The organism is Alishewanella agri BL06, from assembly GCF_000272005.1.
Taxonomy (GTDB): domain Bacteria; phylum Pseudomonadota; class Gammaproteobacteria; order Enterobacterales; family Alteromonadaceae; genus Alishewanella; species Alishewanella agri.
Genome location: NZ_AKKU01000001.1, coordinates 412,396 through 430,398, shown reverse-complemented (window position 1 = coordinate 430,398; position 18,003 = coordinate 412,396). Strand labels below are relative to the sequence as shown.

General features: G+C 51.7%; 16 protein-coding genes and 1 pseudogene. 9 read left to right on the top strand and 8 right to left on the bottom strand.

Features of this window, described 5'->3' with window-relative positions; all coding sequences use genetic code 11:
• Positions 1-34: 34 nt before the first annotated feature.
• Positions 35-1,684: a phosphoglucomutase (alpha-D-glucose-1,6-bisphosphate-dependent) gene (gene pgm, locus AGRI_RS02100; RefSeq protein ID WP_008983365.1), complete on the bottom strand. Its 1,650-nt coding sequence runs from the start codon at positions 1,682-1,684 to the stop codon at positions 35-37.
• Between the two features lie 31 nt (positions 1,685-1,715).
• Positions 1,716-2,261, bottom strand: a complete 546-nt coding sequence (seqA, locus tag AGRI_RS02095; protein WP_008983364.1) for a replication initiation negative regulator SeqA — start codon at positions 2,259-2,261, stop codon at positions 1,716-1,718.
• A gap of 141 nt (positions 2,262-2,402) precedes the next feature.
• On the opposite strand from seqA, the gene AGRI_RS02090 reads away from it, so the two are divergent.
• From AGRI_RS02090 to fldA, 4 genes are all read left to right on the top strand, one after another.
• Positions 2,403-3,164: an alpha/beta fold hydrolase gene (locus AGRI_RS02090; RefSeq protein WP_008983363.1), complete on the top strand. Its 762-nt coding sequence runs from the start codon at positions 2,403-2,405 to the stop codon at positions 3,162-3,164.
• Positions 3,165-3,227: 63 nt separating this feature from the next.
• On the top strand, positions 3,228-3,425 hold the full coding sequence (locus AGRI_RS02085; RefSeq protein WP_008983362.1) for a DUF2788 domain-containing protein: 198 nt from the start codon (positions 3,228-3,230) through the stop codon (positions 3,423-3,425).
• An 11-nt stretch (positions 3,426-3,436) separates the two neighbouring features.
• Positions 3,437-3,709 (top strand): LexA regulated protein, encoded by a 273-nt coding sequence (gene ybfE / locus AGRI_RS02080; RefSeq protein WP_008610375.1) that lies wholly within the window; start codon positions 3,437-3,439, stop codon positions 3,707-3,709.
• 13 nt (positions 3,710-3,722) lie between these two features.
• Positions 3,723-4,253: a flavodoxin FldA gene (gene fldA / locus AGRI_RS02075; RefSeq protein WP_008610374.1), complete on the top strand. Its 531-nt coding sequence runs from the start codon at positions 3,723-3,725 to the stop codon at positions 4,251-4,253.
• Between the two features lie 53 nt (positions 4,254-4,306).
• Here fldA and AGRI_RS02070 read toward each other — a convergent pair whose 3' ends face one another.
• Positions 4,307-4,795 carry a DUF4442 domain-containing protein gene (locus AGRI_RS02070; RefSeq protein ID WP_008983361.1) on the bottom strand — a complete coding sequence of 163 codons (489 nt, stop codon included), beginning with the start codon at positions 4,793-4,795 and terminating at the stop codon, positions 4,307-4,309.
• A 154-nt stretch (positions 4,796-4,949) separates the two neighbouring features.
• Here AGRI_RS02070 and fur point away from each other — a divergent pair, with 154 nt between their 5' ends.
• Positions 4,950-5,390 carry a ferric iron uptake transcriptional regulator gene (fur, locus tag AGRI_RS02065; protein WP_008983360.1) on the top strand — a complete coding sequence of 147 codons (441 nt, stop codon included), beginning with the start codon at positions 4,950-4,952 and terminating at the stop codon, positions 5,388-5,390.
• 50 nt (positions 5,391-5,440) lie between these two features.
• Here the strand turns inward: fur and AGRI_RS02060 are convergent, their stop codons facing one another.
• From AGRI_RS02060 to AGRI_RS02050, 3 genes are all read right to left on the bottom strand, one after another.
• A complete protein-coding gene (locus AGRI_RS02060) occupies positions 5,441-5,935 on the bottom strand; it encodes a GNAT family N-acetyltransferase (RefSeq protein WP_008983359.1) in 495 nt (164 codons plus the stop codon).
• Positions 5,936-6,030: 95 nt separating this feature from the next.
• Positions 6,031-6,957 carry an electron transfer flavoprotein subunit alpha/FixB family protein gene (locus tag AGRI_RS02055; RefSeq protein ID WP_008983358.1) on the bottom strand — a complete coding sequence of 309 codons (927 nt, stop codon included), beginning with the start codon at positions 6,955-6,957 and terminating at the stop codon, positions 6,031-6,033.
• Positions 6,957-7,706 (bottom strand): electron transfer flavoprotein subunit beta/FixA family protein, encoded by a 750-nt coding sequence (locus tag AGRI_RS02050; protein WP_008951947.1) that lies wholly within the window; start codon positions 7,704-7,706, stop codon positions 6,957-6,959. The genes AGRI_RS02055 and AGRI_RS02050 overlap by 1 nt, the downstream gene beginning before the upstream one ends.
• A 258-nt stretch (positions 7,707-7,964) precedes the next feature.
• Here AGRI_RS02050 and AGRI_RS02045 point away from each other — a divergent pair, with 258 nt between their 5' ends.
• Positions 7,965-9,611, top strand: coding sequence for an electron transfer flavoprotein-ubiquinone oxidoreductase (locus AGRI_RS02045; RefSeq protein ID WP_008983357.1), 1,647 nt, complete (start codon positions 7,965-7,967; stop codon positions 9,609-9,611).
• Positions 9,612-9,633: 22 nt separating this feature from the next.
• Here AGRI_RS02045 and AGRI_RS02040 read toward each other — a convergent pair whose 3' ends face one another.
• Together AGRI_RS02040 and AGRI_RS02035 are read right to left on the bottom strand one after the other, a co-directional pair.
• Positions 9,634-12,636, bottom strand: coding sequence for a ligand-binding sensor domain-containing diguanylate cyclase (locus AGRI_RS02040; RefSeq protein WP_008983356.1), 3,003 nt, complete (start codon positions 12,634-12,636; stop codon positions 9,634-9,636).
• A gap of 10 nt (positions 12,637-12,646) precedes the next feature.
• Positions 12,647-13,612 carry an aldo/keto reductase gene (locus AGRI_RS02035; RefSeq protein WP_008983355.1) on the bottom strand — a complete coding sequence of 322 codons (966 nt, stop codon included), beginning with the start codon at positions 13,610-13,612 and terminating at the stop codon, positions 12,647-12,649.
• Positions 13,613-13,762: 150 nt separating this feature from the next.
• On the opposite strand from AGRI_RS02035, the pseudogene AGRI_RS02030 reads away from it, so the two are divergent.
• The 3 genes and pseudogenes from AGRI_RS02030 to AGRI_RS02020 form a co-directional block, all read left to right on the top strand.
• A pseudogene (locus AGRI_RS02030) lies at positions 13,763-14,473 on the top strand (pseudouridine synthase); the annotation flags it as partial.
• A gap of 68 nt (positions 14,474-14,541) precedes the next feature.
• A complete protein-coding gene (locus AGRI_RS02025; protein WP_008983353.1) occupies positions 14,542-15,978 on the top strand; it encodes an SLC13 family permease in 1,437 nt (478 codons plus the stop codon).
• A gap of 51 nt (positions 15,979-16,029) precedes the next feature.
• Positions 16,030-17,973 carry an exoribonuclease II gene (locus AGRI_RS02020; RefSeq protein ID WP_008983352.1) on the top strand — a complete coding sequence of 648 codons (1,944 nt, stop codon included), beginning with the start codon at positions 16,030-16,032 and terminating at the stop codon, positions 17,971-17,973.
• The last annotated feature ends 30 nt before the right edge of the window (positions 17,974-18,003 follow it).

The window sequence follows — 18,003 nt, the reverse complement described above, 5'->3', positions numbered from 1 at the left end:
TAGCTAACCCCTTGCGAATACAGATGTTTTAGCCTCAGCTATTGGCAAAAGCCGCGGCGACAAAGGCCTTGGCATCCTGCTCTAACTGTTCCAGATGTGCCTGATCGACAAAGCTCTCCAGATAGATTTTATAGGCATTTTCTGTGCCAGAAGGACGGGCAGCAAACCAGCCGTTTTTGGTAACAACCTTAACACCGCCGATGCCGGCATTATTACCGGGCGCCTTGGTCAGTACCGCCGTGATGGGATCGCCGGCTAAGCTGGTGGCCTTAACACTGCTGACATCCAGATTTTTCAGCGCCGCTTTCTGTGCCGCAGATGCCGGTGCATCCAGGCGCCGATACAGCGGTGAACCCAACTTACGCGTTAACGCCTGATACTGCAGATAAGGGTCGACACCGGTTTTTGCCAGCATTTCGGCAGCCAGTAAGCCCAGAATAAAGCCATCTTTATCAGTCGACCAGACAGTACCGTTATGGCGCAGGAAGCTGGCGCCGGCACTCTCTTCGCCACCAAAGGCGATCTCGCCTTTATGTAAACCATCGACGAACCACTTAAAGCCGACCGGTACTTCGCTCAGTACCCGGCCCTGCGCCGCGACGACGCGATCAATCAGCGCACTGGACACCAGGGTTTTACCAATAGCCAGCTCAGCGCCCCATTGTGGCCGGTTGGCCAGCAGATAGTTAATCGCAACGGCCAGATAATGATTCGGGTTCATCAGACCGCCACTACGGGTCACTATGCCATGGCGGTCAAAATCCGGATCATTGCCAATGGCAATATCAAATTGATCTTTCAGTTGAATTAAACCGGCCATCGCATGCGCTGACGAGCAATCCATGCGGATTTTGCCGTCTTTATCCAGCGACATAAAACTAAAAGACGGATCCACCTTGTCATTGACCACGGTGATATTCAGGCCATAGCGCTCAGCGATGCGCGGCCAGTACGCAATACCCGAACCGCCCATCGGATCGACGGCAATACGGATGCCGGCTTTAGCAATGGCCGCCATATCAATCACGTTTTCTAAGTCATCAACATAGTGCTGAATATAATCAATGTGCTGACAATAGCCGGACTGAATCGCCAGTGCATAAGGCATCATCCGTACGCCTTCCAGATCTTTAGCTAACAGCTCGTTGGCGCGCTTTTCAATCCAATCGGTAACATCAGTATCCGCCGGACCACCGTGCGGCGGGTTGTATTTAATGCCGCCGTCTTCCGGTGGATTATGCGAAGGCGTAATCACGATACCGTCGGCCAGTTGGCTGCTTTCACCGTCGTTGTGGGTCAGAATAGCGTGGGAAATGACGGGTGTCGGGGTATAGCCTAAGTCTTTCTGGATGCAGACCTGAATTTTATTGGCAATCAGCACTTCCAGTGCGCTGGCAAAGGCCGCTTCTGACAAAGCATGGGTATCTTTACCCAAAAATAATGGCCCGGTAATGCCCTGTTTTTTCCGATACTCGGCAATTGCCTGACAAACAGCCAGTACGTGTGGCTCATTAAAGGTGTGCTGCAAGGCGCTGCCGCGATGGCCGGAGGTACCAAAACTGACTTTATGCTCCGGATGTTGATGCACATCGGGCTCCAGTACATAGTAAGCCGTCATCAACCGGCAGATATTCGGAATAAGTTCATTTGGAACCGGCTGACCTGCCAGCGGATGTAATGACATGGGCACTTCCTTTTTTGCGTAATTCAGTTAATCAGAGTAAGTCGCGGATACGCTCAGCATCTTCAGCACTATAGCCAAGTTTGATGGCAGTTTCAGTTAACATCATTTTTTTCCGGGTGGTATTGGAATTAGTGATCACCCAGAAGTTGGTATTAGGAATTTGCTTCGGGTTAGTGCTGCTGCCCGCTTCGTTTAACGCCTCGGCCGAAGTGCCAAAATACAGCCGGTTGCGGCCTTTAATCTCCAGCACCCTGGCAAAATCTTTTTTGTGTACCCGTGCCAAAACCGAGAGCAGATATAAAAAGCGGCCAACGATATTCTGTTCGGTTTGTAAATCCTGTGGTGTTACCAGATCAAAAATATTACCGGCTTTAGTTTTGCCAGCCGGTTCGACCACCGCGGCTGCGACAGGCGCAGTGCTTACTGCAGCTACCGGAGCAGCAGGTGCCGCTATAGCAGCTTTGACAGGGGCACCGGGTACTAAACGACGCAGAATATCTGAGGCACTTTCGCCAATACGCTGGGTCTGGCCGGCGATAAACTGATAAAGATCGTCGTCAATTTCAATGGTTTTCATAGTGTTAATCCGTTACCTCAAATTGGCCTGATTATATACCCAAAGCAGCAAAAGATGCGAGTTTCCGCCGGTGCCTGACGCTGGGCTGATGTTTTGCTAAAATAGCCTGCTATGACTCCGTAAAGCAAAAGAGTAGCGGTTATGATACTGAATTATCAACTTAACGGTCAGGGTCCGCTGGTGGTGCTGATCCACGGCCTGTTCGGCAGTTTTGAAAATCTGGGCGTGATCGCCCGCGCCTTACAGGATGAATTTCAGGTACTGAATATCGATGTGCGTAACCATGGCCGCTCGCCACAGAGTAGCGACATGAGTTACCCGTTACTGGCCGCGGATCTGGCAGAAACACTGGACAGTCTGGCACTTAAACCCTTTGCACTGCTTGGTCATTCCATGGGCGGAAAAATTGCCATGCAATATGCGCTGCAAAACACGATTAAACCACAGCGCCTGATCCTGGCCGATATCGCCCCGGTCGGTTATCCACCCCGACATAACAGTATCTTTGCCGGTCTGAATAGCCTTGATTTAACTACCCTAAGCAGCCGGGCCGAAGCCGATCAACTGCTGGCGGCCTTTATAAAGGAAGCCGGCGTGCGACAGTTTTTACTAAAAAGTCTGGATAAAACCGAGACCGGCTTTCGCTGGCGTTTTAATCTGGATGCCTTAAGTACGCATTATCAGGCGCTTATTGGTGCTCCGGTTGCCGAGGGAGTATTTGATGGTCCGACACTCTTTATCAAAGGCGGCAACTCAGATTACATCCTAGCTGAGCACAGACCGACTATTCTGGCACATTTTCCGGCGGCGCAAGCCAAAGTGATCGAAGGCACCGGCCATTGGCTGCATGCTGAGAAACCGGCGGCGTTTAATAAAATTGTACGCGATTTTTTATTGAGCTAGCGCAGAAAAAACTGCGCCAGTTGTGCTATAGTGCGCGCACTTTTTTCGGGACGACCATTGCAAATGAGTGTAGAGCAGTTTGAAAGCATTGGCCTGTGGCTTGGCCTGGGTGTGTTATACATTTTTATCGTACTGGCGATTCGCGATGTACTGAAGAAAAGTCAGGCTCCGAAAATCGGGCAATTTTTTGTCTGGCTGGTGCTGTTTTTATCACCGCTGGTCTTTATCGTGAAAAGTGTATTGCAGTATTTTTTCGAATAAGAGGCGACGTCATGGCGAAAATAGCCACCGATCGCACCACCATTGATTTATTTGCGCTGGACAAGCGCCCCGGCAGACCCAAAACTAACCCCCTGCCGCGGGAAGAACAGTTAAAACTGAACAAGCGCAACCAAATCAAGCGCGATCGCGTAAAGGGGTTAAAGCGTATCGAATGCAAGGTGTCAGAGCAGCTGTGTGACAAACTCGATCAGGCAGCGGCTTTGGCCAAGATGACACGCAGTAATTTTATTGAACATCTGTTAGAACAGGCTTTGGCCAGGTAAGAAGGCGTTAACTATGGCAACAGTGGGTATTTTTTTTGGTAGCGATACCGGTAACACCGAACATATCGCCAAGATGATCCAGAAAGAACTGGGTAAAAACTTAATCGATATTCGTGATATCGCGAAAAGCAGCAAAGAAGATATTGCAAGCTTCGATCTACTGCTGCTCGGGATCCCAACCTGGTACTACGGTGAAGCCCAATGCGACTGGGATGATTTCTTCCCAGAATTGGAAAATATCGACTTTAATAACAAGCTGGTCGCGATTTTTGGCTGCGGCGATCAGGAAGATTACGCTGAGTATTTCCTGGATGCAATGGGCACGCTGCGTGATATTATCGAGCCGAAAGGTGCCATTATTGTCGGCCATTGGCCAACTGCCGGTTATAACTTTGTCGCTTCCAAAGCGCTGGTCGATGACAACCACTTTGTTGGCCTGGGTATTGATGAAGATCGTCAGCCAGAGCTAACCGAGCAACGGGTTAAGCAATGGTGCAAACAAATTTATGATGAAATGAGCCTGGCGGAATTTGCCAAGCTGTAAGCTACCTTTGTAGCAGCCGCTCACAGCAGAAAAAGCCGGTTCGCCGGCTTTTTTTATGCCTTAGTTACTGACTCAGTTGCCCGGTACTTGGGCTTTTTCCGGACATAGACAGTACGATTGACTTCACATATCACCTGATTATTCGCATCTTTGATATGTACCAAAAACTGCGGAAAAAACTTCTCGCCGCCGTCGGTCTCACGTTTAACCTGCTCCACCATCTCATCCGACAGCCAGAACTCGGCGGTTAAACGGCTATAACCCGGTTTGATATAGTTGATATCGGCTTGTTTGTCCCATACCAGATACTCTTTACCTAAAGCGCCCATCAGCAGCAGCGGGTATATCGGATCGGTCATTGCAAACATCGAACCACCAAACTGGCTACTATTAATATTGCGGGTCCAGGGCCGTGATTTCAGCTCGACCCGGCAGTAACGGTAATCATCACTCAGCGCCGCCACTTTTATGCCGCTGAAAAAAAACGGTGGCCAAAAATTCAGTAAATGGCGCATCACGCCCGGTTTAAATGCCCAACGCATAACTCACTCTCTGGTATGACCTGTTGCCTGTATTCTACCTTGCTTTCAAAATTCAGCAAGTTAGGGCGTAAAATATTGAAAAGGGATAAAGCCATTGAATATAAAACTAATCTCTTTATAATCCCTGTAAGTTCACGTTTAGATAAGAGTTGCTATGAACGATCATAATACCGAGTTACGTAAAGCTGGCCTGAAAGTGACCCTGCCACGGGTGAAAATTCTGGAGATCCTGCAGGATCCGAAAAACCAGCATATCAGTGCCGAAGATGTATATAAGCTATTACTGGACATCGGTGAGGATATCGGCCTGGCGACCGTATACCGGGTACTAAACCAGTTTGATGATGCTGGCATTTTAACCCGCCACCACTTTGAAGGCGGTAAGTCAGTGTTCGAGCTAACCGGAGCTAACCACCACGACCACTTAGTTTGCTTAAAATGCGGCAAGGTGGTCGAGTTTGAAGACGACACCATCGAGCAGCGCCAACTGGCAATTGCTAAACAGCATGGTATTAAACTGACACACCACAGTTTGTATATGTACGGTGAATGTGAAGACACTGTGCAGTGTAAGAAAAACAGCGAGCAGAACTAACTACTGGCTCTGAATAAAAAAACCGCCCACCGGCGGTTTTTTTATTGCCCTTAAGCCGTATTTCGTAGCCGCGACATCACCAGCGCACTGATATAGTTGCCGTATTGATAGGCATAATCGGCCAGTTCGGCTTCAACTTCAAAGCCAAAACGTTCATACAGTGCAATAGCCGACTCGTTACTGCTGTAGACCAGCAGCTCCACCCGGCGCAGGGCCAACCAGTTATCGGCTAAATCCAGCGCGGCACGTAACAAGGCCGAACCAATACCCTGCCCCTGAAATGGCTCAGCTACGCCCATGCCAATCTCCGCCACATGCCGTCGCCGCGGATTTTGCATCACCTGTAACCCGAGTTGCCCCACCACCTGGCCTTCGAGCTCAGCCACCAGATTATAAAAACCCGGCTGCGGCTCAAACAGACTCTGCCACTTAGCTTGCGGCTGAAACGGCAGCTGCAACGTATTAGCATAGACGCTGGGTTGGTCATAGATGGCCTTGACAGCGGCTAAATCGGCTGGCTCGGCATGGCGGATCACAGGTGGCATAAGGTTTCTCCCTGAAGTATGGGGTTATAGTAAAATTGTGGCATAAAAAAAGCCAGCGACGAGGCTGGCTTAGTTGGGCATCAGGTTTTACCGGCTCAGAGCGCAGCTTCTAACTCCGGTAATACCGTAAAGAGATCGCCGACCAGACCATAATCGGCAACCTGGAAAATCGGTGCTTCCGGATCTTTGTTGATAGCGACGATCACTTTTGAGTCTTTCATCCCAGCCAGATGCTGGATAGCGCCAGAAATACCGACGGCAATGTACAGATCAGGCGCCACAATTTTACCGGTCTGACCGACTTGCATATCGTTTGGCACAAAGCCGGCATCGACCGCAGCGCGCGAGGCACCAATGGCCGCGTTCAGCTTATCGGCAATCCCATTTAACAGCGCAAAGTTTTCGCCATTTTGCATGCCCCGACCACCGGAGATAATCACCCGGGCGGCCGTCAGCTCCGGCCGCTCTGATTTGGTCAGCTCTTCGGCAACAAAGCTGGATACGCCTAAATCTTTAACCACAGAAACGGCTTCAATAGGCGCGTTATTGCCGGTAGCAGCCGCAGCAAAGGCCGCACTACGAACTGTTAATACTTTAATGGCATCAGCCGACTGCACCGTAGCAATCGCATTACCGGCATAGATTGGCCGCACAAAGGTATCAGCACTTTCAATGGCGATAATGTCAGAAATTTGCGCCACATCTAACAGTGCTGCCACCCGTGGCAACATATTCTTACCACCGGTGGTGGCGGCAGCCAGAATATGACTATAAACGGCACCTAACTCTGCCACTAAAGCAGCAACGTTTTCTGCCAGTTGATGCGCATAAGGCGCGGCATCGGCCAGCAATACCTTGCTGACACCGGCAATGCTTGCGGCTTCAGCTGCCGCAGCCTGACACGCCTGACCAGCAACCAGCACATGGATTTCACCACCAAGCTGACTGGCAGCCTGTACGGTTTTAAAGGTATCCGCCTTCAGCGCACTATTGTTATGTTCAGCTATTACCAGAATGCTCATCAGATCACCTTTGCTTCATCTTTTAACTTGGCTACCAATTCGGCGACGCTTTCTACCTTCACTCCGGCCTGACGGCTTGGTGGTGTCGTCACTTTCAGCGTATTGACCTTACTTTCCAGTGCCACGCCCAGGCTATCGGCAGCTTTGACATCCAGCGGCTTTTTCTTCGCTTTCATAATATTCGGTAACGAGGCATAGCGCGGCTCATTTAAACGCAGATCAGTCGATACTACGGCCGGCAATGTCAAGGCAACCGTTTGCAGACCACCGTCAATTTCACGGGTCACCTGTACCTTACCGTCTGCTACTACCACTTTCGACGCGAACGTACCCTGCCCCATACCAGTTAAAGCCGCCAACATCTGTGCCGTTTGGTTATTATCCGAGTCAATCGCTTGCTTACCCATAATCACCAGCTGTGGCTGCTCTTCTGCGACCACCTTGGCCAGTAACTTGGCCACTTGCAGTGAATCCAGGTTCAGTTCAGTCTCCAGCTGCAGCGCACGATCGGCACCCAGCGCCAGCGCGGTACGCAGCTGTTCTTGTGCGGCTTTATTCCCGATAGTGACCACCACGACCTCAGTGGCAACACCGGCTTCTTTTAACCGCACGGCTTCTTCCACCGCAATTTCGCAGAATGGGTTTAACGCCATCTTCACGTTCGCCAGATCCACACCACTGTTATCCGGTTTAACCCGAACCTTAACGTTGTAATCGATAACCCGTTTTACCGGAACTAGTATCTTCATAATGGCCTCATCTGAATGCGACAACCCTTGCCCGGGCTGCTTTACGTGCAGGTAAACTACTAAATTTGAGCATGGCCGACAATCTACTTCCTGTTGACGTTAACGTCAACCTGCAATATCCTGCTATCCTCAATAAATTCCCATGTTTATAAAAAAATCTGTAAACAATAGCATCCACAAAACAGGCGGCTGTGGCTAAGCTCAGGCATACTCTACAATAAACACAGCCCAACCTGCCAACGCAAGAGAGGTAACCCGGTGGAAAGAGAAGCAATGGAATACGATGTGGTCATCGTTGGCGCAGGCCCGGCGGGTCTGTCGGCTGCTATTCGTTTAAAGCAACAGGCCGAAAGCGCAGGCCAGGAAATCAGTGTTTGTGTGGTAGAAAAAGGCTCTGAAGTCGGCGCCCATATTTTATCCGGTGCCGTCTTTGAACCCCGCGCGCTGAACGAACTGTTGCCGGATTGGGCCGAGCGCGGCGCACCGCTAAATACCCCGGTCACCCATGATGATATCTATTTGTTTAGTGATGAGCAGAATGCGCGCAAGCTACCGGGCTTTGCCGTACCTAAGACTATGCATAACAGCGGTAACTATATTATCTCAGCCGCTAACCTGTGCCGCTGGCTGGCGGAGCAAGCCGAAGCGCTTGGTGTAGAGATTTTCCCGGGCTTTGCCGCCAGTGAGCTGGTACTGGAAGATAACACGGTTAAAGGTATTCTGATTGGTGATATGGGCCTGGATCGCGAAGGCCAACCCAAAGACAGCTATACCCCCGGCATGGCATTACTGGCCAAATACACCCTGTTTGCCGAAGGCTGCCGCGGTCATTTGGGCAAACAACTGATTAAACACTTTGCGCTGGATGACGGCAAGTCGCCACAGCATTATGCAATTGGCTTTAAAGAAATCTGGGATGTGCCGGCCGAACAGCATCACGCCGGTTTGGTGGTGCACTCTGCCGGTTGGCCTTTAGATGACGCCAGCGGCGGTGGCTATCTGTATCATGCTGAAGGTCAGCAGGTCGTGGTCGGTTTAATTATTGACCTGAACTACAGCAACCCTTACCTGAACCCCTTTGAAGAGTTTCAGCGCTATAAGCAGCATCCGACACTAAAACAATATTTAAAAGGCGGTAAGCGCGTGTCCTATGGTGCCCGCGCTATTGCCAAAGGTGGCCTGAACAGCCTGCCGAAAATGAGTTTTAATGGCGGATTATTAATTGGCTGTGATGCCGGCACCCTGAACTTTGCCAAGATTAAAGGCAATCATACCGCGATGAAATCCGGCATGCTGGCGGCCGAAGTGGTAGCCCAGGCCTTATTAAGTGGCGATACCGGTGGTCAGGATCTGACCGGCTTTGCCAGTGCCTTTACAAGCAGCTGGTTGTACGATGAGCTTTATCGCTCCCGTAATTTCGGCCCGGCGATCCATAAATTCGGTACCTTCTGGGGCGGCGCCTTTAATACTTTGGATCAAAACTGGTTTGGTGGTCGCTTACCGCTGACGTTAAAAGACGAACAGCACGATTACGCCCAGCTCAAACCGGCTGCCAGTTGCCGCCCTATCGTTTATCCGAAGCCGGATAATCAAATCAGCTTTGATCGCTTAAGCTCGGTTTACCTGTCGAATACCAACCATGAAGAAGAACAACCCTGCCATCTGAAACTGAAAGATGCCAGCATTCCGATCCAGGTGAACCTGGCTAAGTATGCTGAGCCGGCGCAGCGCTACTGCCCGGCTGGCGTTTATGAGATAGTCGAAGAGCAGGATAAAGGGCCGCGACTGCAGATCAATGCGCAAAACTGCATTCACTGTAAAACCTGTGATATTAAAGATCCGAGCCAGAACATCACCTGGGTGACACCAGAGGGTGGTGGTGGCCCGAACTATCCGAATATGTAACCTGTAGCGGCAAGCCAGAGCATTATTGCCCTGCGCTTGCCAGCTCCTGCTGCAACTGCTGACTCACCAGACTGCTGCCAACATAACTAAAACCGCCACTTTGCAACAGTTGTAACACATCTTGCTGTAACCAACTTTGCGCTGCGGTGGCTTTGGCGACCGGCGTTAACATCAACCAGCCGGCCTTGCCATGGGTCTTTACCTGATATAAAGCTTTGTCTGCCAATGCCAGTGCCTGAGTCCAGGTCCAACTGCTGTTATCCGGCAGCGGATACTGCACTACGCCAACCGAACAACTGATCGAAAAAGGTAATTCTCCTTTCACTGTCCAGGGTTCCTCTGCGATGGCTTGCATTAAGCGACCAAGAAATGCCAGTGGCTCATCCTGCTGCTCCTGGATAATTAAAAACTCTTCACCGCCCCAACGGATCAGATGATCAGATTGCCGCAGTAAGCGTTTTAACAAGGCCGCAAGTTGCTGTAAAACTGCATCACCTGCCTGATGGCCCAATAAATCATTGACCTGTTTAAAATTATCCAAATCCAATAATAAACAGAGTAACGGCCGCTGCTGCCGTCGCGCCCGTGCCAGAATCGCATCCAACACCTGTTGTAAATAATGCCGGTTATGTAACCCTGTTAAGGCATCCGTTACACTTAACAACTGTAAGCGCTGGTTCAGCTGCGCCAATTGCTGGTTGGCCTGATTTAATTCTTGCGTCCGCTCTGTGACCATGCGCTCCAGTTGCTGCTGCAAGCGGGCCAGCCGCTGCAGGCGCAAGCGATAGCTACCATAGATCACCAGTAGCGCCAATAACACCAGCAACACGTAAAACCAATATTGTTCATACCAGCGCGCTTTAATCTGTAACGGCTGACTGACAATCGCACTCCACTCGCCTTCGCCCTGATAACGGGCTTGCACTTCAAAGCTAAACTCACCGGCCGGTAAATTGGTATAAAACGCCTGGCGCCGGTCATTGACCGTCGTCCACTGCTGATCATAGCCATTAAGGCGGTAGCGGAATAATAAGGTCCTGGGCCGGTAGTAGGCCGGTGCCGTAAAACTGAATACCAGATCCCGGCTCTGCTGATCGATGACGAGCGGCTGCGCCAGTGGCCAGGAGGTCTGCCCGACCTTAATCTCCTCCAACAACACCTGGGGTACCGGCACCTGATCTGACAGGCCAGCCAGATCTACACTGACCAGACCGTTTAAACTGGGTAAATACACCTTACCCTGCCACAATGCCCCTTTACTATTGCCGGCACCATTACAGCAGCGCAAGCCATCAACGCCGGCCTCAGGACCGATATCATCGATAATGATCCGTGCTTGCAGCTCTCCCCCAGTCAGCACCGCTGAGCTGAGCCGGTATACGCCATTAAAGTTGGCGATAATCAGGCCGCGGTCGGTTTCGGCCAGATAAATGACATCATTTGACGGCAACCCCTGCTCCGGCGTAATGTGCTGCCAGCCCCCCTGACCATCTTCAAAAGCAAAACCATGTTGCAGGGTGCCAAGCAAGATCCGGCCATCCGCTAACTCGGTAATAAAGGTCACGTAAACACCATCAAGCCGGGGATCGCTTATTTTTTTCAGCTGTAAACCATCCCAGACATAGGCACCGTTGGGCGTCCCCAGCCATAAGCGATCCTGACTATCGGTTAAAATGATCCGAAAGCGATTTGCCGGTAAGCCAAGGGAAGGCGTCATCAACTCAGGCTGATCACTGTGCGGTAAGATCCGGTATAAACCGTCAAAGGTTGCCACCCAGATACTACCATCGCGCCGCTGCGCAATACCGTTAATCTGAATATGGTCAAGTGCGCTAAAGCGCTGCACCTGCTGATAATCAGCACTGATTTTATTTAAACCACGCCGGGTTCCGGCCCAAATGGTGCCGTCCGCCTCACGAAATAACGAATACACCACATGATGTGACAGTAACGCCGGCGCCACTTTGCTGGTAAAGCGCTCGCCGTCAAATGCCGCCAGACCGCCATTGTAGCCGACCAACAGCTCATTGCCGGCCTCTTGCAGCGCCCAGACATAGGGATCAGGCAAATCTGATGCTACGCCATAATTGGTCGTCGCATCAGCGCGAAAACGCAGCAAGCCATGGGTTTTGCTGCCAAACCACAGAAAACCCTCACGGCTTTCAAACGCCGACACCAACCAGCCAAGCTTACTGTGTTGCCGTAAATCGGTCACCGACAGCAGTTGTTGTCCCCGGTACTGCCGTAATTCCTGATAGGTAGCAACCCATAAGTTGTCCTGCTGTTGGAACAACAACAACACCTCATCTGCGATCTGCTGCTGCGCCGGACTTAACTGCCCGTGCTGATATTGCCATAGCCCTTGCGGGGTGGCGAGCAGTAACCCAGAGGCCGTGCTCACCATCTCGGTAATCAGCCAGCCTGCTTGTGGCATGTCAGCGACTAACTGATATTCGCCATTTTGCCACAGTGCCAGATAACCTGGGCCGCCGAGCCATAAGCGATCACCCTCCGCCAGTAAACTGCTTACCGGCCGGCCCGGTACCGGCAGTACACTGAGCTGCCCCTGTTGCCATACCAGCAGCTGCTCAGCGGCAATAAACACCTGCCCCTGGCTGTTTTCAGCCATTGCCTCCACACTGCCAACGCTGCGCCCGTCAAGCGTCAGCTCCTGAAACTCTTGCTGCTGATAGCGGATCAGTTTATCGGAGCTGCCAATCAGTAATTCACCTGCCGCAGTAGTATGTAACGACCGCAACAAGGGGTTGCGGAGTAACTCGGTATTCTGGGCATTGAATACCTGAAATTGGTTACCATCATAGCGCGCCAGGCCACCTTCAGTCGCTACCCAGATATAGCCGGCCGGATCCTGCGTAATATCCACCACTGAGGTTTGCGGCAAACCATGCTCAGTATTCCATACCCGTTGATGTAATTGCGCAAAAACCCTGTCAGCCGCCGGGACCGCAGTACAGGCTAACAGCATCAGCAAAAACAAGATTGGGTTGGCGAAGCGGTTCAGCATGGCAACAGACTCAAGGTAAAGCGGCACCACGGGCAGCAATATACAGCTGATACCAGTGCTGACGACTTAGGCTGATATGCTGAGCCTGCACTGCGGCTTGCAGGCGCTCAACTCTGCTGGTGCCTATTACCGGCTGGATCTGCGCCGGATGGCGCAGCAACCAGGCCAGCACTATGGCTTCAGGTGCCACCTGATATTCAGCAGCCAAACGGTTCACCAGCAGGCGGGTTTGTTGCTCAACAGCAGATTCATCTGGCTGCGCCTGGCTATAGCGCCCTTGCGCCAGACTGCCCCAGCTCTGGATTTGTATATCCTGCTGCTGACAATATTCCACGGTACCATAGCCAAAATGCCGGCTGGCACCCTCGGCCATGCCGGTGAGTAAGGTTTCTTCGATAAAGTGATGCCGCTGCAGGCTCATTTCCAGTTGATTAACCCGCAACGGTACCGGCAGGTAACGCTGGAGCAATTGCAGTTGCGGCCAGGCCATATTAGAGACGCCAAAGTGGCGAACCTTGCCCTGTTGCAGCAGTTGCGTGAAGGCGGCAGCAATTTCGGCTGGCTCTAACAGAGGATCGGGCCGATGCAGTAACAATATATCAAGATAGTCAGTTTGTAAGCGGCTGAGAATGCCATCTACGGCAGTTAAAATCGCCGCCTGGCTTAAATCGTAATAGCCTGGCTGCTGCTCAGTTGCCAGCTTGATTCCGCACTTTGATTGCAGCAGCAGCTGTTCACGTCGCTGCGGAAAAGCGTTAAGGTAGCGGCCAAACACGGTTTCGGCTTTACCAAAGGTATAGATGTCGGCATGGTCAAATACCGTAATACCGGCTTCCAGTGCGCTGTCAATGAGTGCAAAAGCCTGTTGTTCATCCTGACGGTTTAGCGGCGTATTATTCCAGCCCCCGCCCAGCCCCATACAACCCAGCACCAGCCGGCTGGCTGATGGTAATGCCTTATTTATTGGTATCGTCATTGGCAGATCCCTGTTCGTTGCCGGTATTTTAACCGCAAGCCAGGGCAGAACCCAAGCGATAATCTGCTTTTACCGGCAAAACCTTGCTCTGCCCGGACAGGCCCCTTACACTAGACGTTTTCAGCTGTCAGTGAGCCTGCCGTTAACACCATGTCCGAAACCCATCTCGTGCGTTTAAATAAATTTATCAGCGATACCGGTTATTGTTCCCGCCGTGAGGCCGATTCGCTCATCGCCGCCGGCAAGGTGACGGTAAATGGCCAAAGTGCCGAAATGGGGCTAAAAGTTGGCGCCGGCGATACGGTGCTGGTAGATGGCAAGCCGCTAAAAAATAAGCCCAAACGGGTATATATCGCTTACCATAAGCCTGTTGGCATTACCTGTACTACTGAACGTAAGGTCGCCGGCAATATTATTGATGCTCTGAAATACCCGGAGCGGATCTTTCCAATCGGCCGGCTGGATAAGCCCTCCGAAGGCCTGATCTTTCTGACCAACGACGGGGATATCGTTAATAAAGTGCTGCGGGCCGGTAATGCCCATGAAAAAGAATATGTGGTCACGGTGAATAAACCCATAACCGAGCACTTTATCAAGCGCATGAGCCAGGGCGTGCCTATTCTGGATACGGTGACCCTACCCTGTAAAGTACGGCAAGTCTCGCGCAATACCTTTAATATTATCCTGACCCAAGGTCTGAACCGGCAGATCCGCCGCATGGCCGAGTTTTTAGGCTATGAGGTGGTGAAATTAAAACGCACCCGCATTATGCATGTGCGCCTGGCAGAATTAAAAGTCGGCCAGTGGCGACTGTTAGATGCCTATGAAGTGGCCGAACTGGAACAACTGGTGCAACATTCCAGCACTGTTGCCCATGCTGTTACCAATAATGCGCTAAACCAAGATCACGAAGAATAACGGAGCTATCCATGTCATTGGCCAACCTGAAAACCACTTTGCCTTTGCTGTTAGGCCCGGCGCTATTCTTATTAACCCTGTTTACCGAACCCTTCGACGCTGAGCTTAGTCGTCATGCCTGGATAATGTGTGGCCTGACCTTATGGATGGCGACCTGGTGGATTAGCGAAGCGGTGCCCATTCCTGCCACCGCATTAATCCCATTAGCCGTGTTGCCGCTGCTAAAACTCGACAGCATTGCCGCAGTTGCCGCGCCTTATGCCGATCCGCTGATTTTTCTGTTTTTTGGCGGCTTTGTGCTGTCGATTGCGATGGAGCGCTGGAACCTGCACAAACGAATTGCCTTACTGACCATGCTGCTGGTTGGCAGTAAACCCAGCCAGCAAATTGCCGGCATGATGTTGGTTACCGCCTTTTTGTCGATGTGGATGTCGAATACCGCCACCGCCGTCATGATGCTGCCTATTGGTTTATCGGTAATTGCGATGCAAAGCCAGGGCGGCCAGCAACAAGACAGCTTTGCTAAGGCAGTACTACTGGCGATTGCCTATGCTGCCAGTATTGGTGGTATCGCCACCCTGATTGGGACACCGCCAAACGCCTTGCTTGCGGGCTACCTGCAAAATGTGCATAACATCACACTGAGTTTTGCCGACTGGATGCTATTAGGGGTGCCACTGGCCAGCGTATTGTTGGTGTTAACCTGGCTGTGGTTAACCCGGTTTCAGTTTAAGCTCGATGGCGCAGTGCAGGCCGACAGCCGGCAAATCTACCGCCAGAAACTGGCGGAGCTTGGGCCAATGCAAAATGCCGAAAAACTGGTACTAATGGTCTTTTTAGCCGCAGCGTTCTGCTGGACCTTGGCGAAAAAAATCACCGAATTTACCGGTATCCCGATGAACGACACTGTGACTGCAGTGTGCGTGGCACTGCTGCTGTTTATCTTGCCGGTCAGCCTGAAAAGCGGCCAGCGCGTGCTGGTGTGGGAGGATTGCCAAAAGCTGCCATGGGGTATTTTGCTGTTGTTCGGGGGTGGATTAACTCTGGCCAGTCAAATTCAAAAATCCGGTCTGGCGGATTTTATCGCGCTACAAGTCAGTCAGCTTGGCACCCTGGATATGCTAACACTGATCCTGTTGGTCACCACGCTGATTATTTTCCTGACCGAAGTGACCAGTAACACCGCCACCGCTGCCGCCTTTTTACCTTTACTGGGCCCGGTGGCAGTTTCGATGGGTATGCCGGTGACCATGCTGGTGATCCCGGCGGCGATTGCCGCCAGTTGCGCCTTTATGATGCCAGTTGCTACGCCGCCTAATGCTATCGTCTTTGCCTCGGGTCAGCTGAAAATTGCTGACATGGTGAAAGCCGGATTTGCTTTAAATATTTTATCGATTATCTGTATCACCGCAGCCTGTTTGTGGTTGGTACCGGTTATTTTTTCCTAACGCAGCGTCAGCCGCCACTGCAGTGGCGGCGGCTCGATAACGAGAACCCTTATGTTACAAGACAATCCTTTACTGGCGCAGCTGAAGCAACAGCTCCGTGAATCGCTGCCGGTAAAAGAAGGCGTGGTCCGTGCCACCACTAAAAACTTCGGCTTTTTAGAGGTTAGTGATAAAGAAAGCCATTTTATCAGCCCGCCCTTGATGAAAAAACTATTAAACGGTGACCGCATCAGTGCCGTGATCCGCGAGGTTGATGCCAAAACCCAGGCCGAACCGGAAACCTTGCTGGAAGCCGGTTTACAAAACTTCGTCGGCCGGGTTAAGCGTTTTAAAAACCGTTTGCAAATCGTTCCCGACTTACCGTTGTTTAAAGATGGCTTAAAAGCCAAAGCCGTTAATGGTATTGATGACAAAGCACTGGCTGACGGCGACTGGGTGCAGGCAACGCTGGTACAGCACGCGTTAAAAGATGAACAATTTCTGGTTGAAGTGACGGCAGTGATTGCCAAAGCTACGGATCCAGAAGCGCCCTGGCTAGTCGTATTAGCGCGCCATAACCTGCCGACAGCGGCGCCCTTGTCCGAATTCAGCGAACAGCAAGCCACTACCCCACGCAGTGATCTGACCGCTGTGCCGTTTTTCACCATCGACAGCAGCAGCACCCAGGATATGGATGATGCGATTGCGATTACGCAAACCACAACAGGCTGGCAATTAAAGGTCGCTGTGGCCGATCCGGATGCCTATATTCCGGCAGGTTCTGCTTTGGATCAGATCGCCGCAGAGCGGCTGTTTACCACTTACCTGCCTGGTCGCAATATTCCGATGCTGCCGCGGCAACTCGCCGACGAGCTGTGTTCGTTACACCCGAACCAACCGCGACCGGCGCTGGTGTTAACGCTAAACATCCAGCAGGATGGCACTATCGAACCCGACTTCCGCTTTGAGCTGGCCACCATCTGCTCACAGGCCCGCTTTGATTACACGCAAGTCTCTGATTATCTGGAAGGCTCGGGCAGCTGGCAGCCTGAAAGTTCGCTAATGGCCGAACAGCTGCAGCAGCTTAGCGCGCTGGCAAAAGCCCGCCAGCAATGGCGTAAAACCCATGCCATTGTGTTTCCGGATAAACCGGATTACCGCTTTGACCTCAACGCCGGACATCAGGTTGTCGCTATTCATGCCGAGCAGCGCCGTATTGCGAATCTGATGGTCGAAGAAGCGATGATCGCCGCCAATCAGAGCGCAGGTCGCTATTTAGCATCACAACCGGGCTTTGGCCTGTTTAATACCCACAGCGGTTTTGACAGCAGCAAGCTAAACCCACTTAATGAACTACTCAGCAAATTTGACGCACCGGTACTGGGTGACGCCCTCACCGAATTAAGCGGCTTTTGTCAGTTACGGCGCTGGCTGGATCAGCTGCCATCCGCTTATCTGGATACGCGGATCCGCCGCTTCCAGGCTTACGCCACGGTGAGCACCACCCCAGCTGCGCATTTTGGTTTAGGCGCAGAATATTACGCAACCTGGACCTCGCCAATCCGTAAATACAGTGATTTGGTTAACCAGCGCCTGATTAAAGCTACCTTATTACAGACCGCGACAGAGCCCCCTGCTGCGGAGCTGGCAAAACGGCTGGCTGAACAGCGCAAAATTCAACGCCGTGCTGAGCGGGATATTGCCGATTGGCTGTATTGTCAGTTCCTCAGTACTGCCCAAGCCGACGGCCAATGCTTTACCGGTGAAGTGCAGGATATTAACCGTACCGGTGTTCGGCTGCGGTTACTCGAGAATGGTGCCCAGGGCTTTTTAGCCTTGAGCGAGCTGGGTGTACCGGCAGACAGCCTCAGCACTAACTGGGAAGAGGGCCGCTGCTATCAGGGGGACAACATCATGCTGGAACTGGGACAGCAGCTGCAGGTGCAAATCAGTGAGATTAATCCGGATAGCCAAACCATCAATTTAAAACTGCCCGCTGCCAGCGCAGATCTTTAAGCTTCAGCGACAATTCAGTTTCGCCGGCTA